The organism is Cyanobium sp. ULC065 (assembly GCF_977927515.1).
The window spans coordinates 969618-993158 of sequence record NZ_OZ376393.1 but is presented as its reverse complement, the minus strand read 5'-3'; the positions used below and the strand labels follow the sequence as shown (position 1 = coordinate 993158).

Annotated in this window: 22 protein-coding genes; 7 read left to right on the top strand and 15 right to left on the bottom strand. The window is 61.0% G+C overall.

The window, feature by feature from the left end; translation table 11 throughout:
• Nucleotides 1-705 precede the first annotated feature (705 nt).
• Both ACXMDP_RS04720 and ACXMDP_RS04715 read left to right on the top strand, forming a co-directional pair.
• On the top strand, nucleotides 706-3054 hold the full coding sequence (locus ACXMDP_RS04720; protein WP_457767095.1) for an FkbM family methyltransferase: 2349 nt from the start codon (nucleotides 706-708) through the stop codon (nucleotides 3052-3054).
• Nucleotides 3055-4316: 1262 nt separating this feature from the next.
• On the top strand, nucleotides 4317-6659 hold the full coding sequence (locus ACXMDP_RS04715) for a tetratricopeptide repeat protein (RefSeq protein ID WP_259729971.1): 2343 nt from the start codon (nucleotides 4317-4319) through the stop codon (nucleotides 6657-6659).
• Nucleotides 6660-6664: 5 nt separating this feature from the next.
• Here ACXMDP_RS04715 and ACXMDP_RS04710 read toward each other — a convergent pair whose 3' ends face one another.
• The 3 genes from ACXMDP_RS04710 to ACXMDP_RS04700 all read right to left on the bottom strand — a co-directional run bounded on the left by ACXMDP_RS04710 (nucleotide 6665) and on the right by ACXMDP_RS04700 (nucleotide 8823).
• Nucleotides 6665-7090, bottom strand: a complete 426-nt coding sequence (locus ACXMDP_RS04710; RefSeq protein ID WP_259729970.1) for a type II secretion system protein — start codon at nucleotides 7088-7090, stop codon at nucleotides 6665-6667.
• A gap of 200 nt (nucleotides 7091-7290) precedes the next feature.
• Complete coding sequence (locus tag ACXMDP_RS04705) at nucleotides 7291-7719, bottom strand: prepilin-type N-terminal cleavage/methylation domain-containing protein (protein ID WP_259729969.1); 429 nt, start codon at nucleotides 7717-7719, stop codon at nucleotides 7291-7293.
• Between the two features lie 255 nt (nucleotides 7720-7974).
• Nucleotides 7975-8823 carry an ABC transporter permease gene (locus tag ACXMDP_RS04700; RefSeq protein ID WP_399233282.1) on the bottom strand — a complete coding sequence of 283 codons (849 nt, stop codon included), beginning with the start codon at nucleotides 8821-8823 and terminating at the stop codon, nucleotides 7975-7977.
• A gap of 229 nt (nucleotides 8824-9052) precedes the next feature.
• Here ACXMDP_RS04700 and ACXMDP_RS04695 point away from each other — a divergent pair, with 229 nt between their 5' ends.
• Nucleotides 9053-9784 (top strand): response regulator transcription factor, encoded by a 732-nt coding sequence (locus ACXMDP_RS04695; protein ID WP_259729967.1) that lies wholly within the window; start codon nucleotides 9053-9055, stop codon nucleotides 9782-9784.
• On the opposite strand, the gene ACXMDP_RS04690 is transcribed toward ACXMDP_RS04695, so the two are convergent.
• Both ACXMDP_RS04690 and ACXMDP_RS04685 read right to left on the bottom strand, forming a co-directional pair.
• Nucleotides 9747-11216 (bottom strand): sensor histidine kinase, encoded by a 1470-nt coding sequence (locus ACXMDP_RS04690; protein WP_259729966.1) that lies wholly within the window; start codon nucleotides 11214-11216, stop codon nucleotides 9747-9749. The two genes, ACXMDP_RS04695 and ACXMDP_RS04690, sit on opposite strands and share 38 nt — an antisense overlap.
• A gap of 258 nt (nucleotides 11217-11474) precedes the next feature.
• Nucleotides 11475-11936, bottom strand: a complete 462-nt coding sequence (locus ACXMDP_RS04685) for a hypothetical protein (protein ID WP_259729965.1) — start codon at nucleotides 11934-11936, stop codon at nucleotides 11475-11477.
• On the opposite strand from ACXMDP_RS04685, the gene ACXMDP_RS04680 reads away from it, so the two are divergent.
• A complete protein-coding gene (locus ACXMDP_RS04680) occupies nucleotides 11935-12132 on the top strand; it encodes a hypothetical protein (protein WP_259729964.1) in 198 nt (65 codons plus the stop codon). The two genes, ACXMDP_RS04685 and ACXMDP_RS04680, sit on opposite strands and share 2 nt — an antisense overlap.
• Before the next feature lie 54 nt (nucleotides 12133-12186).
• Here the strand turns inward: ACXMDP_RS04680 and ACXMDP_RS04675 are convergent, their stop codons facing one another.
• Genes ACXMDP_RS04675 through ACXMDP_RS04655 form a run of 5 tightly spaced genes read right to left on the bottom strand, consistent with a single transcriptional unit; the run spans nucleotide 12187 to nucleotide 14846 of the window.
• Nucleotides 12187-12747 carry a PilZ domain-containing protein gene (locus ACXMDP_RS04675; protein WP_457767094.1) on the bottom strand — a complete coding sequence of 187 codons (561 nt, stop codon included), beginning with the start codon at nucleotides 12745-12747 and terminating at the stop codon, nucleotides 12187-12189.
• An 8-nt stretch (nucleotides 12748-12755) separates the two neighbouring features.
• Complete coding sequence (locus ACXMDP_RS04670) at nucleotides 12756-13448, bottom strand: hypothetical protein (RefSeq protein WP_259729962.1); 693 nt, start codon at nucleotides 13446-13448, stop codon at nucleotides 12756-12758.
• Between the two features lie 5 nt (nucleotides 13449-13453).
• The gene (locus ACXMDP_RS04665) at nucleotides 13454-13975 is read right to left on the bottom strand and encodes a GspH/FimT family protein (RefSeq protein WP_259729961.1); all 522 of its coding nucleotides are present in this window, start codon (nucleotides 13973-13975) and stop codon (nucleotides 13454-13456) included.
• Complete coding sequence (locus ACXMDP_RS04660; protein ID WP_457767093.1) at nucleotides 13972-14409, bottom strand: hypothetical protein; 438 nt, start codon at nucleotides 14407-14409, stop codon at nucleotides 13972-13974. Before ACXMDP_RS04660 ends, ACXMDP_RS04665 begins: the two co-directional genes overlap by 4 nt.
• On the bottom strand, nucleotides 14406-14846 hold the full coding sequence (locus tag ACXMDP_RS04655) for a hypothetical protein (protein WP_259729959.1): 441 nt from the start codon (nucleotides 14844-14846) through the stop codon (nucleotides 14406-14408). The genes ACXMDP_RS04660 and ACXMDP_RS04655 overlap by 4 nt, the downstream gene beginning before the upstream one ends.
• Before the next feature lie 207 nt (nucleotides 14847-15053).
• Between ACXMDP_RS04655 and ACXMDP_RS04650 the strand changes: the two genes are divergently transcribed.
• Nucleotides 15054-16640 (top strand): class I SAM-dependent methyltransferase, encoded by a 1587-nt coding sequence (locus tag ACXMDP_RS04650; RefSeq protein WP_259729958.1) that lies wholly within the window; start codon nucleotides 15054-15056, stop codon nucleotides 16638-16640.
• Between the two features lies 1 nt (nucleotide 16641).
• On the opposite strand, the gene lepA is transcribed toward ACXMDP_RS04650, so the two are convergent.
• Nucleotides 16642-18450, bottom strand: a complete 1809-nt coding sequence (gene lepA, locus ACXMDP_RS04645) for a translation elongation factor 4 (protein WP_255099933.1) — start codon at nucleotides 18448-18450, stop codon at nucleotides 16642-16644.
• 141 nt (nucleotides 18451-18591) lie between these two features.
• Here lepA and ACXMDP_RS04640 point away from each other — a divergent pair, with 141 nt between their 5' ends.
• Complete coding sequence (locus ACXMDP_RS04640; protein WP_259729957.1) at nucleotides 18592-18873, top strand: NifU family protein; 282 nt, start codon at nucleotides 18592-18594, stop codon at nucleotides 18871-18873.
• A gap of 48 nt (nucleotides 18874-18921) precedes the next feature.
• A complete protein-coding gene (serS, locus tag ACXMDP_RS04635) occupies nucleotides 18922-20208 on the top strand; it encodes a serine--tRNA ligase (RefSeq protein WP_259729956.1) in 1287 nt (428 codons plus the stop codon).
• On the opposite strand, the gene ACXMDP_RS04630 is transcribed toward serS, so the two are convergent.
• The 4 genes from ACXMDP_RS04630 to ACXMDP_RS04615 all read right to left on the bottom strand — a co-directional run bounded on the left by ACXMDP_RS04630 (nucleotide 20150) and on the right by ACXMDP_RS04615 (nucleotide 23538).
• Nucleotides 20150-21613: a methyltransferase regulatory domain-containing protein gene (locus tag ACXMDP_RS04630; protein ID WP_457767092.1), complete on the bottom strand. Its 1464-nt coding sequence runs from the start codon at nucleotides 21611-21613 to the stop codon at nucleotides 20150-20152. The two genes, serS and ACXMDP_RS04630, sit on opposite strands and share 59 nt — an antisense overlap.
• Nucleotides 21614-21800: 187 nt before the next feature.
• A complete protein-coding gene (locus tag ACXMDP_RS04625; protein WP_259729953.1) occupies nucleotides 21801-22427 on the bottom strand; it encodes a hypothetical protein in 627 nt (208 codons plus the stop codon).
• Complete coding sequence (locus ACXMDP_RS04620; protein ID WP_259729952.1) at nucleotides 22424-22993, bottom strand: pilus assembly FimT family protein; 570 nt, start codon at nucleotides 22991-22993, stop codon at nucleotides 22424-22426. Before ACXMDP_RS04620 ends, ACXMDP_RS04625 begins: the two co-directional genes overlap by 4 nt.
• Nucleotides 22990-23538 carry a hypothetical protein gene (locus tag ACXMDP_RS04615; RefSeq protein WP_457767091.1) on the bottom strand — a complete coding sequence of 183 codons (549 nt, stop codon included), beginning with the start codon at nucleotides 23536-23538 and terminating at the stop codon, nucleotides 22990-22992. Before ACXMDP_RS04615 ends, ACXMDP_RS04620 begins: the two co-directional genes overlap by 4 nt.
• Between the last annotated feature and the right edge of the window lie 3 nt (nucleotides 23539-23541).

The following is a 23541-nucleotide window of genomic DNA, read 5'->3' as shown; positions in this document are numbered from 1 at the left end:
GCCATTAATACAGAGTTCAAGCGCTCGGAGCTTCAGCAGAAATGTGGGAAACCTGGAAGAACCGCTTTGAGGCAATCAATCGACAGCCACTCACTTGTCGTTGACTGGAGATAAGCGGGTGCCACGGTCGCACAGGTGAGCGTTGTCATGGCAGATAGCACGAATGTAGGATTTCGGTCGAGTCAGAGTCCAGTGTCTTTCTTCGCTCGCTTACCGCAAGCCAGTGGCGTCGTACCGAGTGGGGCATGAACAGTCAGGCCGAGCCAGTCAACAGCCAGGCGGGAAAGCTCGCCACGCAGAACCAAAGAGGCAACACAGTTAGGAGTCGATTCGACAGCCGCACCGGAGGTTCATGTGGTGACCTGCCATTGAAACACCAGGAGGAATACTCAACATGTGGAACGCCTCCTGGCAACGAGCTGCATCGTGGGTTCCGATCTGCATACCGCGAGTTATTAGCCCGCAATTGGGCTTGAAGTATCAGGGACAGCAACAAAGTCCAGCTTGCAGGCACATACCTTTAGTGTGTGGCTGCTTCCGAGAAGCACGTTGGCGTGCCGTCAAAACCGGGAAGGCAGATCAGCGGGGTTCATTCAGCCTCGGTAGCAATGGAAACCCGATAAAACTTGGTTTTTGACCAAATCATTCTGTAGCTTGGTCAACTAGCGAACAACACCACTCATGGCAAACCAGGCGCCCACCATCATGCTTGAACTGGTGGATGGCACCAAGGTTGTAGTACCTGACTCTTTGGACAACATCACGTCTTATGTGCTTCAGGAACAGGGCGACTGGTTTGAAGATGAAATCAAGTTTTTACGTGCGCTGGTTAAGCCTGGCGATACAGTGGTGGATATCGGGGCAAATTACGGGGTCTACGCCCTGTCTTTAGCAAAGAAAGTGGGTTCATCCGGGCAGGTGTGGGCCTTTGAGCCAGCCACAAGCACAGCAGAGTTGCTTGCTGAAAGTGCATCAGCCAATCGCATCAACTGGCTGAAGGTAAGGCAACAGGCCCTTTCCAATCGGCAAGGCACCGCCTGGTTGCAGATGCCAGGGCAGTCTGAGCTCAACAGCCTGGCCAGCTTGGATTCAAGCGGCGCTGCTTCGGAAGCAGGGCCCGGAGAGGAGGTGCCAGTGACCACACTGGATGCCTGCCTGGAACAATTCGGCTGGTCCGAGGTGGATGTACTGAAGATTGATGCTGAAGGAGAGGAGGAGCGCATCATTCTTGGCGGAATGCGCTTCTTTGAGGATCTCTCACCGTTGGTGATGTTTGAAGTGAAGGCTGGAATCGAACTGCATCTTGATCTTGTTGACCGATTCCAGGAGATTGGCTACCAGTGCTTCTATCTCATTCCAGGGCTGGATGCTTTGGCTCCCTTTGATCCCACCAATGGCGTTGATGGATACCTACTCAATCTATTCGCAGCAAAACCCGACCGGATCAAGCTGTTAGCTGCCGCCGGGAAGCTTGTTGAGGACAGGGAAATCTGCGAGGCTTATCAGGTGGATGAGCATGAGTCATGGAGCCGTGGCGGAAAAGAGCAACCTTACGTTCAGAGGCTTTGGCAGCAGTGGCTTGCAACGGTTGATCAGCCTGAACAGGCAACGATTCGCCAAGCACTGGCGGCATGGAGAATCTCGCAGGATGGCAGCGAACCGATTGCCAGGCGCTATGGCGCGCTCACTCGAAGCTTTGCCTTGCTTCATGAAGAATGCCAAATCAGGGGCACTGTCACGCGCTGGGCAAGCCTTGCAAGAGTGGCGTTGGCACTTGGACAACGCCAACAAGCAATGCAATCTTTGAGCAAGATGCTTACAGAGATCAAAAGGGGAAAAGATGCTTTGCGGGATGAACCTTTTCTCTGTCCCGACCCACATTTTGACACGGTGGATCCCGCCAACGAGCTCAATGCCTGGCTTGAAGCTGCTGGCTTGTCAGCAGTAGAACAATTCGGAAGCTATTCTGGCTTTTTCACAGGTGCATCGGCAGCCCCAAACCTGGAACGGTTATCGCGCCTCGGATTTGACCACCAGGCTATCCAGAAGCGAATTGAATTAGTACAAAAGCGCTTTGGCCCATCAGACTCATATACCACCGATTCTCTACTTGAGCAAACAACCACGCCGTCAAGCAGCGCTTCGGAACAACCTGATGAATCCAGTGCATCCACTCTTGCCTGGTTTCAGTTTCTAGGCCTGGAGCAACGGCTGCGCTGTATTGATGTAGGCGCTTTGACAATAAAGGGTGGTGGTTTCCCTTGCTGGGAGAAATGGGCACACATTGGATGCGCAGAAGTACTCGGGTTTGAGCCTTTACAAGACTCATGTGATCAGCTGAATGCAGGAGCGAAAGCGAATGGAGCGGCCATGCTGTATTTTCCATGGGCATTGGGTGATGGAAATGAGCATACGTTGTACATCACCAATGAACCGATGACAACCTCTCTGTTCAAACCAGCCAGATCAACAGTTGATCTGTTTCCAGCCCTTGGCTCATTGATGCAGGTTGTCAGAGAAGAAGCCGTACAAACACATCGCCTCGATGCCATCAGCGAAGCACATGGTGCAGATTTCATCAAGATAGATACCCAGGGAGCCGAGCTGATGATTCTCCAGAATGCACAAGATGTCTTGCGCAGTGTCTCAGTGGTTCAATGTGAGGTTGAGTTCGTGGAACTCTACGAGGGCCAGCCTCTCATGGCCGAAGTGGACACCTTTCTGCGCTCACAAGGATTCGTCTTTCATCGCTTCTCCTACATGATAGGAAGGCCATTTATGCCATTGAGAATTACAGACGCACCGCTTCAAGCGATCAGCCAAAACCTGTGGGGAGACGCCATCTATGTTCGAGACTTTAGACACCTCAGCGACTGGAACACGCGGCAACTCAAAGCCGCGAGCTTCCTCTTGCACGAGCTCTACAACTCTGTGGACTTGGTTGCTCTGTTGCTTGCCGAGCTAGATCAGCGCTTTGACGCAGGCTTTTGCGAGCCATACTTGGGCTCGCTACTCTTTGGAAATCAACAGTTAAGTCTCAGCAGTCCGCAATAGCAAGGCACCAACTATTCAATTCGCCCAAAGATGAGCCCTGTCCATTCAACCTTTTGAGAGGGAAAATAGTTGGACCCCATTACGATCGGCCAGGGATCACAGAGGGATTGAAGTCATGGGTTCGACATGCAGCGCAAGGCCACTATAAGGATGGAGATCAGTATTGATTGATTTTGACTTTCTGGAATCAGCATGTCTTGGCAGGATCTATGCCAGTTCTCCCTGAGACAACGGCGGCTGCGTTGGTCACAAAACACTCACCAGGGAATTAACAACTCTTCTCACCATCTGCTGCGGCCAGAAGAGCAGTGATGAGAGGAGAGAATCACAACCCAAAAGTTTATTCGCAGCTGCGGCACGACGCGCAGCTGCGAGCCAAGCGTCCCAGGCCCCACCGCCAATGGCGGCAAGTCTTTGGCAATACGGCACCAACCGAACAGCATTGAGTAGGTTATTGGCGAGATGCAGGCCATGACGGCCAGTTTCATCAAAGAGCTGGGGCCGGTGAACTCCCACTTCGAACCGCACGGTTCTGCCAAGAGCTGGACCAGATAGATGTGCGCGCTGGATTCAGAGGTTGTGTATTCGTCAATGGCGCCTGCTTGGCAGAAGAAGCTGGCCGCTGCAAACGTGAGGACCCGAACCTCCCCGCTCGATCCAGAACAACCAGATCGCCTCAAACCTGACGGCGACAGGGGCACTGCTGACCGGCGTCAAGGCGGCTCTCGCTGGTCTCCAGTCAGGGCAGACTGGAGACCACGGCCCACGACGCCACGCGCCTGGCTTATGCAGAGGTCCTTTCCAACGGCCAGAAAGCGTGGCCCCTTGAATGCCCGGCCCGGGCAATGGGCTGGTTCGCTCAGCAGGGAATTCAGTGGTCGGTGAATCCACTTAGATATCAACCCTCGTGGCAGGCAAAAGACTCAGGAAAAGTAGGCCAGGCAAAGGCTCTGACAACAGTTTGAGGCAAGATCAATTCAGCTCAGATCAACGGAGGGCAGAACATCCCATCTACAAGATCTTGCGGCATGGGTGTCCATGACTGCCATCCAGACATAGTGTGGAGAGAACCAGTGGCTGTTCAGCAGTCTTGGGATGTGCAGACTCAGGGCCGATGAAACATGTGGCAGTTTCACACCTCAACTGTTCCTCCAACGGCGGCTGGTGGCGCAAAACCCTGACAGGAAATGACATTGAGCAATGGACACCTCACTTTGCCGTGCAAAACTAGGCCCAGTTCCAGTCAGGCAGACACCCTTTCAATGGCGGTGGATCAACATCACGATCATGTCTCTGGCAACAGCCACCCATCAGGCTCAGGCGATGCCAGCCCAGAGATCCAGCCGGAGGAAGGCAGTTGTCAAGAGAGCTGGTTGGCCTCCAAAGCCACTGCCCTGGAGCTGTGCCAGGGCGGGCATTACGAGGAAGCCGAGCAGATCTACCGCCAGCTGATTGCAGAAGGCTTCAGCGATGCCAGCGTGTATTGCAACCTCGGCAATCTCTGCCGGTTAAACGGCAGAAAGCAAGAAGGGTTGGAGCTCCTGCACAAGAGCATCAGAGTAGATCCCCACCACGCCAATGGTTTCTTTAACATCGGCATCGTCTACCAGCAAGATGCCAACAATCCCATAGAAGCAATCAGATCGTACCGAAAAGCGCTCGCTTGCAACCCGCAGCTCAAGTTAGCCTTGCGCAATCAGGGTGTTTCTTTCTATTCACTGGGAAGAGCGTGGGGAGCCTTCATCTGCTTTAAGCGATATTTCAGCTTGACCTCCAGCGAGCCTGCACTACTCCTTGATACAGCACGCCTCAACAATAAGCTCTACCCAAATGTAATTGCGGCCTATCAAGGCAGGCTGGAGGTAGAACCCAGTGATTCCAGCACCGCCATCTGTCTTAGCATCGCACTGCGGGAAGTCAGGTTGTTTGAGCAGGCGGCACTTGCCAACGCTGTTTGTCTATCTGCTTCGCCGAATTGTGCTCAGCTATGGCTAGAGCAGGCCTGTTGCCTGATGGAACTTGGTGACATGACTCAGACAATTGCGGCCTGCGACGAAGTGTTGAAGCTGGAGCCTGAAAACTTCAACGCCTACTTTACCAGAGGCAATGCATTTAGAAATACTGGCAACCTTGTGGAGGCAGAGCGGAGCATGCAGAGCGCCGTAACTTTGAACCCGGAGTTTGCCGATGCACTCGTGAATCTCGCCATCTACAAGCGAGATCAGGGCCTTCTGGACGAAGCCATTGGGATGTTCAAGCAAGCCATTTCCCTGAACACAACCCATCCAGAAGGATGGGAAGGCCTGCTCTTCTCCTACTCCATTGGCGGCACAAGGTATCGAAATGAAGTATTGAGTGCCTCGGAAGCATACTGGGGCATACTTGCCCAGGAGGCTGCTGCAACCCCCAAAGACGCATCGAAAGCAGCACGATTAAAGAGAAGAACATCCAAGGTAAGCAATCAAGCCGTCTCGAGTTCCAAGGCCACACAACAATGCAGCAAACCAAGGATCGGCATTCTTTCTGCCGAGATTGGGCACCATGTGGTGAGCACCTTTCTGGATTCGTTCCTCTCCTATTACAACCGAGAAACCCTGGAAGTGGAGCTCATTGTTCCAAGCCAAAGGAAGGAATCTGGCACGATTGAACTGGCCAGCAAAGCTAGTGCTTTCATCAACTTGCAGGGGAAGGACGAGGAAGCCGCACGAGAGCTCCTTCGCTCAAGAAGCTATGACATTCTGATCGAAACCTCTGGCCACACCGAACATAACAGTCTCAAGCTGTTGTCACAACGTTGCGCCCCCATTCAGTGCCATTACATCGGATATCACGCTACTACCGGCCTTGCCACAATCGATTACATTCTTGCCGATTATGAGTTACTACCTCATGAATTGGATCCGTTTTTCATTGAAACCCCCTGGCGACTCACCCGCCCCTGGCTGGCCTGCATGCCCTACGCAGAGCCGCCTCTAGCCATCTCAACAGCACAATCAGCAGCGCCTGTATGGGGCTCGTTTGGTCAGGTAGCAAAGATCAGAGAGGAAACCCTGGCTCACTGGGCCTGCGCCCTTCGAGCGGTGCCTACCGCCACGCTGGTGATCAAAGACAGAAACACCGTGTTTGAGGTGGCCCGCGAGCGGATACTGGAATCACTTGAGCGGCAGGGCGTGGCGAGAAACCGCGTGTGCTTCCTGCCATGGACCAAAACCTGGCTGGAGCACATGCTTTGCCACAACCAGATTGATATCGCGCTGGACACCACGCCGTGGAGTAGTTCCACTACTGCGTTCAACGCACTCGCCATGGGGGTGCCTTTGGTGGCCATTCGCGGCCAAACAATGGCGGCCCGCATGAGTGCCTCAATCGTGAGCGGATTGGGGAAACCGGAGTGGATCTGTGAGACCGAAGAGGAATTTGCAGCAACCCTGGTCAAGCTCTCCAACACAGTGCCCGCCCTGCGCGCCAGCAAACAACTTCTCCAGGCAGATGTATTAGGGAGCCAACTCTTTGATGGCAAAGATCTTACCCAACATCTGGAGTCGGCCTTCAGCCAAATGATCACTAGCCACGCCCAGGCCAATCCGCTGTTAATTGAGCTGTAGAAAGGTCAAGAAAAGATGCAAGTGGTCAAACCCGCATCAGAAATAGTGATCGTTGCTGTGTTATCTGTTGCAGCAGAGCTATCGGCAAGACACTGGATTCCGGATGCCCCAGCGGTGAATGTAACACTGACGGTTCCTCCAACGGTGGTGCAAGCTACGGTGATATTCGTAGAACCGGTAGTGATACCGGTATCTATATCAGAAGCTGCAGCAGTGGCGCACTCTTTGGCAAAGCCGATGGCTTCACCCACAGCGGCACCAGCAGCAGCGGCGCTTCGAGCATTGAGATAAGTGGGCAAGACCGCGGCAGACAGGACACCGATGACGCCCACAACGATCATCAGCTCAACGAGCGTGAAGGCTCTAGCGATGCCACCGTGGGTACCTAGAGAGCGAATCAGAGAAACATGGGGCCCGGAGGCAAGACTCATTGGGCTCTATGCGAAAATGACTACCAAGGCAGGCAAAGCCAATAACAAGGATTTGGCCTATGAAAGAGTCATCGCAATGACCTTATGCCTTGACTGACAATTCTTCATTAACCTGTCATGATCGCAAAACGAATCGCCAGTACTTTGGAAACAAAAAAGCCCCGTTAGGGGCTCGGTAAACAAGCTGCGTGATGCAGCAATCAAGCACCAAAGGCGCAGGAGATCCCACCTGCGTTGGTTACGGTGAGGGTGGCCTTGGTGTTAGCGGCAGCACTCGTGGCGGTGAGGCAGCGGACACCGGAAGAACCGGAAGCAAAAGATCCGATGACAGTGCCTCCAGTAATGCCACATGCCACTGTGACATTACCAGAAGTTGAGGTGACACCGGTATCAATATCGGAGGCAGCAGCAGTAGCGCACTCTTTGGCAATACCGATCGCCTCACCTACCGCTGCACCGGCGGCGGCGGCGTTACGGGCGTTCAGATAGGTGGGCAGGGCCACGGCGGACAGTACGCCTACGATCGCCACAACGATCATCAGCTCAACGAGCGTGAACGCCTTGGCGATACCGCGGCGGGTGTTGAGAGAGCGGATCAGCTGAAGCTGTGTTCTGGAAGAGAGTTTCATTGGCCTGGATGGGGCGTTGAGCTGGTGAATAACCACGCTTATCCTAGCAAAGGATTGGCCAAAAGGGGAGTTTTTCAGAGGGATGGTGGCTTGATGAGGAGATCTTCACACACAGGAACACACCGGAAATTGCCAGCACGCCACGCAGCCGGCAGGCCCACGATCTGCCCAGTTTCAGCTGTGCCCTGCCCCTCAAATATGCCGGGATCAGCTGACACCTTCAGCGCCCCCAAAAGGAGTTGGCAACTGAAGAAATCAGGTGGCTTCTCCGCTCAACCAGCTCTCCAGCCCTTCACCCAGAAACGACAAGCCCAGCACCAGCAAAAACATTGCCAGGCCGGGGTAAAGCGCCGTCCACCAGATGCCGGTGGGCACGGCAGTGAGTGCCTGCTGCAGATCACCGCCCCACTCGGGAATGGATTCGGGCAACCCCAGGCCAAGAAATCCAAGCCCGCCCAACACCAGCACCGCATCAGCCGCATTGAGGGTGAGCAACACCGGCACCGAGGTGATCACATTGCGCAGCAGATAGTGGCGCAGGATCCATAACGGGCCAGCCCCGAGCGAACACGCCGCCTCCACATACAGCTCGGCTTTCACCTGGGCCGTTTGGTTGCGCACCACACGGAAATACTGCGGCACATACACCACACACAACGCCGCTGCCGCATTCGGCAGGCCGCGGCCCAAGAGAAAGGCCAGCACCACTGAGAGCAACAGCACCGGCAGGGTGTAGAGCGTGTCCATCAGCAGCACCAGCAGCCGATCGATCGGGCCACCCAGATAGCCGCTCACCATGCCCAGGGGCACACCGATCGTGAGCGCCACCACCAGCGCCAGCAGCACCACCTGCAGGGCCACGCCGCTGCCTGCCAGGGTGCGGCTGCACACATCGCGGCCAAGGCGGTCGGTGCCGCACCAATGGGCCAGAGAAGGGCCCGCATAGATCGGGTTCTCCAGGCCGGCGTTTGGATCCGGCAGTATCCCCGCCTGAACCAGCAGCGGCGTGAGCAAGGCCACGAGCGCGTACGCCAGCACAACCACCAGGCCCCAGCGGGCAATGCGCCCCGACAGCCCACTTGGCCGCCCGTTGAACAGCCGCAGGCCCAGGGATAGGGAGGAGAGGGGGGTCACTACCGGCTCATCGGCATCAGCAGCAAAGCTCCAGGGCTTCTGGCTGAGAAGATGCACTGAGTATAGGGTGAGGAAGGGGTGAGAGCCACCGGTCAGCGGCAAAGTGCAGCGGCCGCTACCCATTACGTTTCCGTGGTGGAGCGCCGAGCTCCCGGCCAGGCCTTTGCAGGGCACACTGACCAACACGGGATTGTTTGCGATGACCGACCTGGTGGACCCCCAAAACCATCGTGTCCTGATCGTCGATGACGATCCCGAACTGCGCCGCTTTCTCAGCCAGGAGCTGAAGGTGGAGGGCTATAGCCTCGAGCAGGCCGACAGCGGCCAGAACGCCCTCTCGCTGATTCGCGACCAGGCCTTCGATCTGGTGATGCTCGACTGGACCCTGCCTGATTTTTCAGGCGTGGAGGTGTGCCGTCGCATCCGCCGCAGCGGCATCAAAACCCCCGTGCTGATGCTCACCGCCCGCGATGACGTGCGCGAGCGGGTGGAGGCGCTCGATTCCGGCGCCGACGACTACGTCACCAAGCCGTTTTCGATCGAGGAGCTGCTCGCCCGGGTGCGGGCCCTGCTTCGCCGCTCCATCCCCGCCGAGGAAGCCACCAGCGACGACGTGGTGGTGAGCCTCGGCAACCTCAGCGTCGACACCGGCAGCCGCGAGGTTTCCCGCAACGGCATCCCGATCAACCTCACCGTTCGTGAGTACGACCTGCTGCTCTGCCTGCTCTCGGAGCCCAACCGCGTGCTCAAGCGCGAAACGATCCTGCAGGCCGTGTGGGGCGACAACCACTTCGGCGACGACAACCTGCTCGACGTCTACATCCGTTACCTGCGTCGCAAGCTTGAGCAGGAGGGCCAGCCCACCTTGATTCAGACGGTGCGAGGTGTGGGCTTCATGCTGAAGGAGGGTCCTCCGGCAGGTGCGGGCTGATGCGCCGCAACTTCAGCTGAAAATCGGCGCCGCCACCCGGGGTTTCCGCCACCCGCGCCCTGCCGTCCATGCGTTCCATCAGCAGCTTCACCACCGAGAGCCCCAGGCCACTGCCGCTGCCCACCAGGTTGGCCGGCACTCCGCTCGCCGGTGCCCCCCGCACGAACCGCTCAAAAATGCGGCGTCGGTCGCCCGGATGCACCCCCGGGCCGTGGTCGCGCACATGTACCACCACCTCGCGCTGGCTGCCGGCAGCGAACAGCTCGATCGGGCAGCCCACCGGCGTGTGCTTGAGCGCGTTCTCCACAAGGTTGGTGAGGCACTGCTGCAGCCGATCGGCGTCACCCCAGGCCCGCAGCGGCTCCCGCTCCTCTGAGGGGATCAGCCGCAGGCGACCGGTGGTGTAGACGGTGAGACGTTCATAGGCTTCCAACAGCTCCTGGTCGAGATCCAGTTCCCGCAAGGCCAGATCCAGACGGCCGGCATCGTCTCTGGCGATGTCGAGCAGGTCGGTCACCAGGCGTCCCATGCGGGCGGATTCGCTCTCGATCAAAGCCAGAGGCCGGCTCTCCGGGGCGCTGGTGGGGATCTGGCGCCGCAGACGCTGCGCATACCCACTGATCAGCGTGATCGGCGTGCGCAATTCGTGAGCCACGCCATCTGCAAACGAGGTCTGCCGCTCCCAGGAGGTGGCCAGCCGGTCGAGCAGGTCGTTGAAGGCGGCGGCGATCTGCTGCAGTTCCCGCGGTTGCTCGTCCACCTTCAGGCCCTCCGCCGAGAGGCTCTGGTTCGGCAACGTCACGTCTTCCAGCCGGGCGCTGAGCCGGCCCAGCGGGCTGAGGCCCCGATCCAACGCCAGCCGCATCAACGCACTGGTGAGCAGAGCCGTGAACACCGCCACCGCGATCAGCAGGTCCTGGGCACTGATCTGGCGCCTCACATCGGCGGTGAAATCCTCCATGTAACGCACCAGCGCGCCACCGCCAGACAGGCGCACCGGCTGGGTGGAGAGCAGAAAGGTGTTGCCGCTCAGCCGCAACGACATCGCATTGGGCTTCCCCTGCGCGATGAGCGCCAGCTGGGCCGCCAGGGGCCCCAGCGGGCCGAGTCCGAAGGTGTTCTCCCGCTGCGTCACTTTGTAGGGCTTTCCGGCGGCCGTCTCCACCCAGATCAGCAGTCCTGGAGTGAGCAACTGATCCAGCCGCGCCTGGATCTCGGCCGCATTGCGGGGCACCGGGGCGCGCAGCAGCGCCTGATGCACTTCAAACACCGTCTGGCGGTGGCGGTCACGCCGCACCTTGCTGGCGATCAGCCCGTTGGAGAAGACCAACACCGCGTAGCCCACGAGGATGGCGAGCAGGCTTGTGATCTGCAGCTGGCGGCGGATCGAGGTCCGCGAGCGCCGCCGCCTTGGTGCTGGATTCTTAGCCAACGCGCAGACCGGGCGAGGGGCGTCTCATGCCGGAGCGGGCCTGACTGCCAAGTATGAAGAGAGTGTAAGTGTCCCTCTACGGGCCCGCTATGGCGCTCAGCAAGGAAGACTCCAGGATTCTGGTGGTATCCAAGCCGGCCCGGCAACGTCATCAGCACACGATGGCTTGCGTGTCCGGAACACATCAAGCTGAACACATCACCAAGTTTTCGCGCTTATGTTGAGAAAGGTTTTAGCCATTCGACGCCCAACTCTCATCTATTTCCAAACTTCGCCCATCTTCTGCCGCTTTTCTTCCCGATCTTTCAGGTTCATACGTTTCGGCCCGGTATGACCACAGCCCTCCTGTGGATGCGGCTCCTGCGGATGCGGCGCCAGCGGCTCATTGACGCGGCAGGCCATGGAGCGGCCAGCGCCAACGAAGGCTTCAGCCTGATGGAGTTTCTGCTGGCAGCCATTCTGATCACCATCGTGGTCAGCGGCACCACCGTCACGTTGATGGCGAACAACCGCTCTGGTCGCACCATGGACAACGCAGATGAGCTGGAGCGCCTCATCGCTCAGGATCTGGCCTTGATCCGCGAGCTCAACAGTCGCTTCAGCTGCTGTGGCGAGGAGTGTGCCGAGGCGGCCCTTCCCGGCGGTACCTCTGGCGCCTGCGGCAGCGCCGCCCTTGCAGCGGCCGAAAACCAGCACGACGCCTGCCCGGACGGGGGGCATGGCGGAACGCATGATTGCTGCCTTCCCGGAGCCGCCCACCGCACCGCCGGGTGTTTCCCTCACCCGCACGGGCCCCACCGTCTCCGACACCGACCTCAACCGGTTGCAGTGGACCTATACGGTCTCGGTGGACGGCGTCACGATGATGTCAAGGGTGGTGAACCTGATTCCCGATGCAGCTACTGGCTGCCGCTGAAGCGAGTGGCCCATGAACCCAGTGGCATGTGCACCGGGCCGGGGCTCAGGGTGTTTACTCAGTGAGCTTCGCCACAGGGTTCGCTTCGCCGCTGCCCCCTGAGGGCAAGACCGGCAGGGTCAACGGCTGCTCAAAGGCCACACCTGCCACCGAGATCAGCGAATTGATCTCGACCCAGCGCACTGTGAAATTGAAAATGCACGGTGGGTCTGAACGCCGAAGAATCAGGCTGATAACCCCCTCTTGCCCTTTCTCGAGGCTGAGGCCAGGAGGCAGGGCGATCTGAAGGCGCAGGCCACCTTCGCTCAAATCCAGCACATCCACGTTGAAAAAGGGCTTGCCCTCCAGGGACGGGAAGCTGATGATGGCGCTCAATGGCTCCGGCAAGACGCGGCGCTCACTGGCGCGGTCTAACGGGAGATACCGCTCTTGCTGGGGAAGTGCCGCCTGGCCGGAAAGCTCCTCGCCAGCAGGCTCACCGTGGAGAGGATTGTTGGTGACTCCTTCCACAGCTTTGCCGGTTATTAATGGCCCAACATTTAGATCAATCACGACGCTTGCGCCGCCGCCTCCCTGCTCAGGCGCCGCTCGCTGTGGCCCATCATGCAGCAACATTAGAACAATTACCCCGCTCCGGCAGCCGCCTGCGTGATCAGGCGCTGCTCGCTGCGCCCCGCTCCGCCCGGAAAGCTCTGCTCCAGCCGCAGGCCAACCACCTCGCTCTCGCGATCCAGGCAGGCAGAGAACGGCAACCGCGAAGAACCGGCAAGGTCGTGGGGATGGAGGCCCCCGGCTGGCGCCGCCGGTCTTCCCAGCAGGGCGGCGCATCCCTTCCATGGCGTGGCCTCAGCAGCAAGGCGGTCGAGCACCACTCGGCTCTGGAACACACTGCCGGGGTTCACCTGGCCATGGAGGCCGTAGGCGGGTCCGCAGCGCACCAGCACCCTCCCCTGCCAGATGCCGCTCGGCGCGGCTCCCACGCTGTAATCAATCGTGCCCTCGGGCGTGTGCAGGCGCAACACTGCGGTACGTCCAGCCAGGCCACAACGGCTGGTGCCCTTGGCAGGGTCGTCGGCAATTGAGAGGGCCCGCACAAGATCGCTGCGGATCAACGCCAGCGCCCGCTGTTGGTTGCCGCGTTCGCGCAGCGCACGGGTGAACTGCTGGGCATGGCGACCTTCTCCCACCAGGGCCTGGATCACCACCCCGCAGAAGCCCAGGCCCAGGGTCATCGCCAGCAGCATCTCCACCAGCCCGAACCCCCAGCGGGTCGCGGCAGGGCGGCGGGTGCAGGCGACAGTCAAACGCAGCGTCATTGGGCTCAAAGCGTGGGGTCGGGGCCGCAGGAGGCACTGTCAGGAGGGGCCTGACCCGGGCCCACATAACGGCCAAGGCGCACGAACCCCAGGGGAAGGGCAATCACCAGGCAGCGACGCAACTCCGTGCCCTCGCTGCTCAGCACCACCGTTCCCCCATCGAGCACCAGCCCGGTGCTGCTGAAGCGCAGGGCGTCGGGCAGGTTGTGGCTCAGCTCCACACCGGCCTCTTGCCCACCGTCATCGAGGCCCGTGATGGGCTGCGCGCAACCGGGCAGCTCGCCGCCCATGGGCGCCTGCCAGCCCTGCTCGCCCAGCTCCAGAGCACAGGGTTGGCCGCTGGCCTCAGCAGCCGCACGGCCGTGCTCGATCGCCAGGGCGATCCGCCGGGTCGCCGCCTCCAGCCGCTGGCGGGCCAGCGTTTCGCCGCTGTCGCGCAGGGCCAGCGCCGCCAGCACAGCGAGGATGAGCGCCGTGATCACCCCCTCCAGCACCGTGTACCCGGCCTGCGGCCGTCGCGGGGTCATGCCCCCACCTCCAGATCCGTCATCGCTGGCAGCTCGGGAACCACCGGGCAAAGGCCATGGGCTGCGGCAGTGAACAACCGCCGCCGCTCCAGCTGCCCTGCGGCAGCGGTGTAGATGAGCCACACGGCACCGCCATCCGGAACCAGCTCCAGCTGCTTGTGCACGCCCTGCGGCAGGGATGAGGCGCCGCTCGCCAGGCGGGAGACCATCCATGCCGCCGCCACTTCGCAAGAGGCGGGAGCGGGCTGGTCGCGCGCCACGCTTGCCCGCAGGTGGTGGGTGCGTCGCAGCAGATCCGCCTCGATGCCGCTGACCAAGGCCTCGCGTGCGGCGGCGGCCTGGCTCCAGACGGCACTGGAGCCCCATAGCCGCACCGAGCTGGTGGCGGAAAGGCTGAACACCGCCACAGCCATGATCCCTTCAGTGAGCGTCACAGCCCCATGCCCCGCACGGTGCTGATCGGAGCCGCGCCGGCCTCCTCGGCCAGGCTCACGGCAAAACGACGTTGCATTCCATGGGCACCCTGCTCGCCGACGAGCTGCAGCAGCAGCTGGGCCGGCTCCGCAGCAGCGGCGGGTCGCCAGGCCACCACCCGATAGCGGAGCCCCGCCACCGAGCCGGTCACGAGCGCAGAGGTTGTGACACCTTCAGCGCACACCTGCCCCGACCAGCTCTCCGAGGGCAGGTGGAGCAGGCAGGCGAACGGCCCGCTGAGCTGGGCCACCACCTGCTGGGCGGCGGACGCCAGGGCATCTTCGGCCCGATCGCGCTTGAGGTCGGCCTCCAGCCTTGCCCGCGCCTGCAGCGCGGCCGTCTGCACCGACAGACCGCTGAGCAGCAGCACCAGCGAGGCGGCAAAGCTGAACGGCATCAGAAAGCCCTGCGAGGGCGCGGGCCGCTGGGCCCGTTGCAGCGTCAGTTGCCGTCTGCCGCAGCGTGTTCTCCTCGGCTCCATGGGCATGGATGATCACGACCCTGGGAGTGTTCCCGGCCGTGGCTCATTTGCTCCCCGGCAGCGCAGAAAACACCCGGTAGGCTTCGCCCGCTACCCAACAATCACGCAACCGGGCGCCACCGAATGGGCTGGGATCACGGCTACTACTCCAGCGATTACTACACCATCGGGTACTACCGGGAGATGGCGCCGAACTGGCTCGATTTCGCTGCGCTGGTGAAAGGGCACCGCCCGCCCCGCTCGGTGGAGGGCGAGCCCTTCAGCTATCTGGATCTCGGCTGCGGCATGGGCTTTGGGCTCTGCATCCTGGCGGCCCTCTACCCCGAAGGGGAGTTCACCGGCGTGGATTTCCTGCCCGATCACATTGCCCACGGCCAGTGGCTGGCCCGCCGCCTGGGGCTCGCCAACATCACCTTCCTGGAGGCCGATTTTCTTGATCTCCAGCACGATCCCTCCCCGCTGCGCCCCGCCGCAGCGGGGGCCACCACACCAGGAGGAGCAGCCCAGTTCCACTATGTGGCCGCCCATGGCATCGCCACCTGGGTGATCGAACCGGTACAGCAGGCACTGTTTGCAGTGGCCGCGGCGGCACTGAGGCCCGGCGGCCTTTTTTACTGCTCTTACAACACCTATCCAGGCTGGCTGCCGCTCCAGGCCTTTCATCAGCTGGTGAAGGTGGAGCGCCAGCAAGGGGCGGGCGGCGATGTAAAGGGCGCCCTGCAACGCGCCAGCCAGCGCATGCTCACCCTGGTGGGCCCTGCAAACGAGCCTGCCGTTCTGGGGCTGGCACTGCCCACGCTGCGGGCGGAAATGGAAAAAGCGCCAAGCAAGGATCAGCGCTATCTCTCGCAGGAGTACGCCAACGACGGCTGGCAGCCGGTGTATGTGGCCGACATGCACCAGCGCCTGATGGCCCATAAGCTCCGCCCCCTGGCCAGCGCCACCCTGCCGGAACTCTTCGCTGATCTTGTGCCTACGCAGCTGCAGGCCGTGGTGATGGCTGAGCAGGATCCGCTGGTGCGTGAAACGCTGTTGGATCTGGGCAGCAACAAATCCTTCCGCCGCGACATCTTCGTGAACGGCCAGCTTCACCTCAATGAAGCCCAGCGCCAGCAGGCCCTCGGCAGGGTGAGCGTGGCGCTCCAGGCGGCGCCTCCCATCAACGACTATCTGTTCCCCACCAGCTTCGGCACCCTCACTGCCAGCCAGGCCTCCTGCGCCGGCATGGAGGCCTGGCTGGCCGAGGCCGGCCCCTGCAGCCTGGAAGACCTCGCAGCCAGCGCCAACCTGCCACCGGAGGAAGCCATCCGGCTGACGGCCCTGCTCCTCCATGCCAACCGCCTCGGTCTGCACCGAGGGCCCGCCTGCGAAGCGGCCCTTGCCAGCTGCCAACCATTCAATGCGGCGGTGATCGAGCTGCTGCTGGAAGGCGCCCCGCTCGCTTACCTGGCCAGCCCACTGATTGGCAACGGCGTGGGCTTCAGCTCGATCCAGGCCATGGTGGTTCAGGGCCTGGAGCAGGGCATGGAGGGGGAACTGCTGGCGGTGTGCGTGCAGGCCGGCTTGGCCGCGCTGGGGGGCACCATCAGAGATGCCGAAGGCCAGCCGCTCGAGGATCCAGCCGCCCAGCTGGAGGCCTTGCAAACGGTGGCTGTTGATCTGCAGACCACCGGGCTGCCAGCCCTGCGCCGCCTTGGGGTGCTGGCCTGAGCTACTGATTGAGCTTGAGCACCGCCATGAAGGCCTCCTGGGGCACGTCGACGCGGCCCATGGCCTTCATGCGTTTCTTGCCCTTGGCCTGCTTCTTGAGCAGCTTCTTCTTGCGGGAGATGTCACCGCCGTAGCACTTGGCGAGCACATCCTTGCGGATGGCGCTGATGCTTTCGCTGGCGATGATGCGGCTGCCGATCGAGGCCTGGATCGGAATCTTGAACTGCTGGCGTGGGATCAGCTCCTTGAGCTTCTCCACCAGCCCCTTGCCTACGTTGTAGGCCTTGTCGCGATGCACGATCGTGGTGAGCGGATCGGCCTTCTCACTGTTGATCAACACGTCAAGGCGCACCAGCTCGTTCTTGCGGTAGCCGATCAGGCTGTATTCCATCGAGGCGTAGCCCTTGGTGCGGCTCTTCATCACATCGAAGAAATCCGTCACCACCTCAGCCAGGGGCATCTCGTAGTGCAAGGTGACCCGATCGGTGGTGATGTATTTCATGTCGATGAACTCACCGCGGCGCTCCTGGCACAGCTCCATCAGGGCGCCATTGAAGCTGTTGGGGGTGTAGATCTCCAGCTTCACATAGGGCTCCTCGATCGATTCCCGTTTCTGCGGGTCGGGCAGGGTGGCGGGATTGTCCACCATCTGGACACTGCCGTCGATCATGTTCACCTGATAGATCACCGATGGCGCCGTCACGATCAGGTCGAGGTCGTATTCGCGCTCGAGGCGCTCCTGCACGATCTCCATGTGCAGCAGCCCCAGGAAGCCGCAGCGGAAGCCGAAGCCCATGGCGCTGCTGGTTTCCGGCTCGTATTTCAAAGCCGCATCGGAGAGCTGCAGCTTGTCGAGCGCTTCGCGCAGATCTGGGTATTGATCGGCATCGGTGGGGAAGAGGCCGCAGAACACCATCGGCTTGGCTTCGGCGTAACCCGGCAGCGGCTCGGCGGCTGGATTGGCCGCCAGGGTGATCGTGTCTCCCACGCGGGCATCCGCCACCGCCTTGATCGAGGCCGCCATGTAGCCCACCTCGCCCGCGTGCAGGCTGTCCACCTGCCGCTGGTCGGGCGCCATCACGCCCACTTCATCGAGCTCCACCGTCTTGCCGCTGGCCATCAGCAGCACCTTGTCCTTGCGGGCGATCACGCCGCTGATCACCCGGAAGTACACGATCACGCCCCGGTAGGGGTCGTAGTAGGAGTCGAAGATCAACGCCCGCAGCGGCTCGCTCACCCGGTCGGCCGGCGCCGGCACCCGGTCCACCACGGCCTGCAGGATGTCGGGCACGCCCAGGCCGGTCTTGGCGGAGCAGTCGATCGCCTTGGAGGTGTCGAGGCCGATGATCGCCTCGATCTCCTCCTTGATCCGCGCGGGATCGGCGCCGGGCAGGTCGATCTTGTTGAGCACCGGGATGATCTCGAGATCGTTCTCCAGGGCCAGGTACACGTTGGCCAGGGTCTGGGCCTCCACCCCCTGGCTGGCATCCACCACCAGCAGGGCCCCTTCGCAGGCCTGCAGGCTGCGGCTCACCTCGTAGGAGAAGTCGACGTGCCCTGGGGTGTCGATCAGGTTGAGGATGTAGAGCTCGCCATCGGCCGCCCGGAACTCCATCCGCGCCGCCTGCAGCTTGATCGTGATGCCCCGTTCCCGCTCCAGCTCCATGTTGTCGAGGAACTGGGCCTGCATGTCGCGCTCCGCCACCGTTCCGGTTTCCTGCAGCAGGCGGTCGGCCAGGGTGGATTTGCCGTGGTCGATGTGGGCAATGATGCAGAAGTTGCGGATCCGCTGAACGGGAACGTCGGTCATCGCAGCGGGTCAGCCCGTTCAGAGGAAGTGTCCGAATCTTAGAAAGCGGCCCCTGCGTCGCCGGAGCAGCAAGCCGGCCGTGCCGAACAGCCCTGCCTTCGGCTGCCCTGCCTAAGCTGGACCCATCCTTGAACCCGATCCATGTCCAGCGAAACCACCGCCCCCACAGCTGACGCACCGGCTGCCGATCCCCGTGCCCTCACGGTCGAGAACGTGGAGCGTGTGCTCGATGAGCTGCGCCCTTATCTGATGGCCGATGGCGGCAACGTGGAAATCGTGGAAATCGACGGGCCGATCGTGAAGGTGCGCCTGCAGGGCGCCTGCGGCTCCTGCCCCAGCAGCACCATGACGCTCAAGATGGGCATCGAGCGCAAGCTGCGCGAATCGATTCCCGAGGTGAGCGAAGTGGTGCAGGTGCTCTGAGCGGGGGACCGCGCAGAACTAACCTGCGCCCCATCTGCAATCCCCTCCGTGCTGGATCAGCGCCTCCTGCGCGACAACCCTGCGCAGATCGCCGAAGGCCTGAACCGCCGGGGCGCGGTGGCTGATCTTGACGGCTGCCACCAGCTCGCCCTTGAGACGCGTGATCTGGAACAGCAGCGCAGTGAGTTGCAAGCGGAAGGCAACCGCATCGGCCGTGAGGTGGGAGAGCTGATCAAGGCCGGCGCCGCCCCCGGCGGCGAAGAGGTGAAGGAGCTGCGCCGGCAGGGAGCGCAGATCAAGCAGCGGGTGGGGGACATCGAGGAGCAGGAGAAAGGCCTCGAAGCGCAATTGATGCAGCAGCTGATGGTGCTGCCCAACCTGCCCTCGCCCCTCTGCCCCACGGGCCGCAGCGAGGCCGACAACGTGGAGCTGAAGCGCTGGGGCACCCCGCGGCTACCCGCCGTGGGAGAGCAGCTCGAAGAGCACTGGCAGATTGCCGAACGGCTCGGCATCGTTGACACCGAACGCTCGGTGCGGATTGCCCAGAGCCGCTTTGTGACGCTGATGGGCCAGGGTGCGCGGCTGGAGCGGGCGCTGATCAGCTTCATGCTGGATCGCCACTCCTCCAGGGGTTACACCGAAGTGTTGCCGCCGATCCTGGTGAACACGGCCAGCCTCACCGGCTCCGGCCAGCTGCCGAAGTTCGCCGAGGAAAGCTTCCGCTGCGCAGAGGACGACCTCTGGCTCACTCCCACGGCTGAAGTGCCCATCACCTCCCTGCATCGCAGCGAGGTGATCAACGCCGAGCAATTACCGCTCAAGTATGCGGCTTACACGCCCTGCTTCCGCCGGGAGGCCGGCTCCTACGGCCGTGACACGCGTGGACTGATCCGCCTGCACCAGTTCAACAAGGTGGAGCTCTACTGGTTTTGCCTGCCCGAGCAATCCGAACAGGCCCACGAGCAGCTCACCCGGGATGCCGAGGCGATCCTGGAAGCCCTGGAACTGCCTTACCGGCGCCTGGAACTGTGCAGTGGCGATCTGGGCTTTTCGGCCGCCCGCACCTACGACCTGGAAGTATGGCTGGCGGGTGCAGGCACCTACCGGGAGATCTCCAGCTGCAGCACCTGCGGTGATTTCCAGGCGCGCCGCGCCTCGATCCGCTACCGGGAGGGCAAGCACACACGCCTGCTGCACACCCTCAATGGCAGCGGCCTGGCCGTGGGCCGCACCATGGCCGCGCTCCTGGAGGCGGGCCAGCAGAGTGACGGCAGCGTCAGGATTCCTTACGCGTTGGTGCCTTACTTCGGCTCCGAGTGGATCGGGAAGCCGTGAGCGGCGCGGTTGGCACGCCACCCAAACGGTGGAGCAGGGGCACTTTGCTGCCCATCACCACGGCAGCGATCTCCTGGATCCTCGCGATCTGAGCGGGTGCTTCCACAACCACCTGATGATCACGGCCAAGCAACTGCACATCGAGATCCTTGAGCCCCAGCAGCACACAGCTGCTGAGCATGGGCTCCTGAAGCTGTTCGCGCTGGGCCCGGTAGATCAAGGCCTCAAGCACGGAAAAGGGAACGGCGGAACCCACTGCAGGCAAGGCCAGCTGCGTGTAGGAACGACCCTCCTGCATGCGACCCAGCAGCAGCAGATTGAGGCGCTGAACCTGCGCAGCAGCCTTGGCACCGGCGGGCCCACGATCCAAGCCGATCGCTCCAGCTTCAAGCAAGAGCGCAAGCATCACGACGAGCTCACCGTGCGGTTGCTGGCAGATGGGCAAGAGGGAGTCAACCGATGCTGGTGAGGCCGAGAGGGCGGAGAGAACGGGTCCATAAGCCTGCGGATCTCCCTGGATCTCACCAAAGCAGGCTCTGAAGCGCAGGGCCTCGGGCGGCTGCGACAACCAGCCCTCCGGCGGCTGCAGCAGATGAAACGACATCGTGCCGAGGCGCTGGCTCCATTCCTGTGGCGTGAGCCGCACATGGCCCTTGGTGAAGAGATCCCTGCGGAACGCCTTGTTGGTGGCAAGATCAGCCAGCAATTCACGGGCCTCTGGTCTTGGCTCCTTCATCACCACGTCGCGCATTGGAGCTGGCAGGAGCTCGATGAAGGATTCGGAATAGGTGGCCGAACCCAGGAAAGACAACTTGTGCTGCTTGCAGCGCGCACTCATCTGGGTGAAATACAGCGGGGACCAACCCGCATTGGCATACTCACCAAAGAGATAGTCGACAGGTGCAAACTCAACGGATTGCAGCTCTCTTCTCAGGTTTGGATACGAGGCGCCCAGCTGGGAGGGTTGCGATTCATCGCCAAGCAGTTGGGTGAGCATGCGCGCTGCCTCATGGAAGTGGAGCCCTTTGCCCCCCTGGTGCGCTGCAGAAACCTCGAGCGTAAGAAGCTGTTGAAAACTGCTCCTTGCCAGCCAGCCGGGGTAGGTGTTGTAAGAGCAGTAAAACAACCCGCCAGAACGCAAGGAAGCGGCCGCCACAGCCAGCAGGGCCTGCTGAACGGGCTCGGTGACCCAGGTGGCGATGCCATGGGCTAGCACGTAATGGCAGCCTCCAACAGACCAAGGAAAGAGCGCACCTGGAGCCGCCAGGTCCAGAAAATCTGCTTCGATGATCTCCAAGTTCTTCAGCCCGGCGCGGCGGGCCAGATCCAGGCCGTGGGCCACATGATCAGGATGGAAATCCACCCCAAAAAAGCGGCCTTCTGGATAGAGCGCGGCCAGCAACACCAGAGAGAATCCTGTGCCGCAACCAAGATCGAGAAAGATAAAGGGCTCACCTTCAGATTCTCTGGGCGGCAAGTGGCCCTTGAGCAAGGCTGCAAAATCAAGCCAACTTGGCGTAAGCTCCCGGTAAAAAACACTCGTATAAGAACTTGAAGAGTGATAGCCGTGATCCCAGCCAGCTTGAGCCAATTCAGTGAATGCTCAGGGAGGCTCCAGAATAGAGATCCAGCGTGCGTGTGACCACGTTTGCAGAACCCGGCACGGTGAGCCCTACGTTCAACCTCACCCAGGTGCAATCGGCTGAAACGGTGGCTGAGAAAGCGGAAACGTTGGTAAGAACCAGGCTGCCGGTGGCTGCTGTTGCCGTTAGCAGGCCATTGGCTCCCACCTGGGGGCCATCGCGTAGCAAATCGGATCCGTTGAGGTAATACCTGAGCACGGTATACGTGATGGCGTTAGAACCTGGGGCCTGAACCGGAACCAGCAGACGGAGATCCGCAGCGGCGGCAGCTGGCGCGCACACAGAAGGATTCTGAGGTTTGCAGGGGGTATCGGGCAGGGTGGCTGTTGTGCGTGGATTGGCCCCACCGCGCAGCAGGCAGGCTTCACCCACCTCCACTTTCAACAGATCGGATACGCGCCTGAAGCTTCGATCGATGGTGCTGGTCGCATAGACATTGTCAGCGATGCGGATCTGCTGGACAGCGAGGATGGCCACAGATCCCATCGCGAGAATGGAAAGCACCGCTCCGACAAGCAGTTCAACCAGGGTGAAGCCACTGGCTTGCCTGGGTTTGGCGGCGGCAGATCTGATCATGTGCGCTCCCAAACGGTGCAGGTTTGAGCCACATTCCCTGTGGTGTTGTTGATGCCGGTGCTGATCGAGCCGAATGAAATCCTTACACAACGCAAGGGCAATTGATTGCTTACAGCAATCTTCACGGTGGCTTCCACATTGCCGGCCACAACTCCACCCCGAGGAGTGAATGCCAACGATGTTGTGCCCACGGGGGTGTAGGTCACGGCAACGTCGTAGGTGCGATCACCGTAGACGGAGGGGAGCCTCAGATTGGCCTCTGGGGTGCATCTGGCATCGCCTGTCTGGAGGGAAGCAAACGTGTCTCCTGGTGCCAGCGCATTGCCCGTTGTGAATTGCACGCGGCATGGCCCAACGGAACCTGAGCGTGCCGAAATGGCCTCCAACCAGCCAACCAACTCGACGGCGGCTGTGTTGGCAAAATCCCGGCGGGCGATCACCTGGGAGGAGGCATACACACCCCCCAAGGCGATGACGCCGATCACTGCCACGGTGATCATCAGCTCGGTGAGCGTGAAAGCCTGCCTACGGGATTTCCGGTGGGAGCGAGCAACGTTGAACTTCATGGGCAGAAATACGCCATCTGGGGGATGATATTTTCAACACGAACAACGCGGTTGCTGAGGTTGTTATCCGTGAAGGTGACCCTCAAGATGCGCTCGGGTTGGATGGATGTGGTGCGGGTGGCGTTAGCAGGCTGCGGAATGGCATTCACAGCCGTTTGAAAGGGTGTGAGGAAGGCTGTGTTGTTGTTCGCCGCACAGAGTTGCTCCACAGCGAGGGGCTCAGAAGGGGTGGTGGTACTCGGAAAGTTTGCGGTGGTGGAGGCGAGATCAACCTGAGGGAAGTAGTAGCGATCGTCCAACGGATTGTTGGTGGCACAGGGCTGGGTCACCCCTGACACCACCCCGAAGGTGGTGGGGGGGGTCGTTGAGCAAACGGCAGAACAGCAGGTGAATCGGCGGGCCAATGTCTTGATTTCGCGCAGATTGTCGTCGATGCTCGATTGCATCACCACCTGCTGCCGCGTGGAAACGGTTCTGCGGCTGATGCCATTGAAGATGGCACCCGTGGAGACCAACACAATCGTGATCATCACGGTGAAAACCAACAC

What these genes read in the sequence shown, in the direction of transcription:
- ACXMDP_RS04695 (WP_259729967.1), top strand. Translation starts at nt 9,053, where the DNA reads ATGACCGACCTGGTGGACCCCCAAAACCATCGTGTCCTGATCGTCGAT.
- ACXMDP_RS04620 (WP_259729952.1), bottom strand. Translation starts at nt 22,993, where the DNA reads ATGAAGTTCAACGTTGCTCGCTCCCACCGGAAATCCCGTAGGCAGGCT.
- ACXMDP_RS04680 (WP_259729964.1), top strand. Translation starts at nt 11,935, where the DNA reads ATGGCGGAACGCATGATTGCTGCCTTCCCGGAGCCGCCCACCGCACCG.
- ACXMDP_RS04625 (WP_259729953.1), bottom strand. Translation starts at nt 22,427, where the DNA reads ATGATCAGATCTGCCGCCGCCAAACCCAGGCAAGCCAGTGGCTTCACC.
- ACXMDP_RS04650 (WP_259729958.1), top strand. Translation starts at nt 15,054, where the DNA reads ATGGGCTGGGATCACGGCTACTACTCCAGCGATTACTACACCATCGGG.
- ACXMDP_RS04670 (WP_259729962.1), bottom strand. Translation starts at nt 13,448, where the DNA reads ATGACGCTGCGTTTGACTGTCGCCTGCACCCGCCGCCCTGCCGCGACC.
- ACXMDP_RS04715 (WP_259729971.1), top strand. Translation starts at nt 4,317, where the DNA reads ATGGCGGTGGATCAACATCACGATCATGTCTCTGGCAACAGCCACCCA.
- ACXMDP_RS04720 (WP_457767095.1), top strand. Translation starts at nt 706, where the DNA reads ATGCTTGAACTGGTGGATGGCACCAAGGTTGTAGTACCTGACTCTTTG.
- ACXMDP_RS04685 (WP_259729965.1), bottom strand. Translation starts at nt 11,936, where the DNA reads ATGCCCCCCGTCCGGGCAGGCGTCGTGCTGGTTTTCGGCCGCTGCAAG.
- ACXMDP_RS04710 (WP_259729970.1), bottom strand. Translation starts at nt 7,090, where the DNA reads ATGAGTCTTGCCTCCGGGCCCCATGTTTCTCTGATTCGCTCTCTAGGT.
- ACXMDP_RS04655 (WP_259729959.1), bottom strand. Translation starts at nt 14,846, where the DNA reads ATGCCGTTCAGCTTTGCCGCCTCGCTGGTGCTGCTGCTCAGCGGTCTG.
- ACXMDP_RS04705 (WP_259729969.1), bottom strand. Translation starts at nt 7,719, where the DNA reads ATGAAACTCTCTTCCAGAACACAGCTTCAGCTGATCCGCTCTCTCAAC.
- lepA (WP_255099933.1), bottom strand. Translation starts at nt 18,450, where the DNA reads ATGACCGACGTTCCCGTTCAGCGGATCCGCAACTTCTGCATCATTGCC.
- ACXMDP_RS04665 (WP_259729961.1), bottom strand. Translation starts at nt 13,975, where the DNA reads ATGACCCCGCGACGGCCGCAGGCCGGGTACACGGTGCTGGAGGGGGTG.
- ACXMDP_RS04675 (WP_457767094.1), bottom strand. Translation starts at nt 12,747, where the DNA reads ATGTTGCTGCATGATGGGCCACAGCGAGCGGCGCCTGAGCAGGGAGGC.
- ACXMDP_RS04640 (WP_259729957.1), top strand. Translation starts at nt 18,592, where the DNA reads ATGTCCAGCGAAACCACCGCCCCCACAGCTGACGCACCGGCTGCCGAT.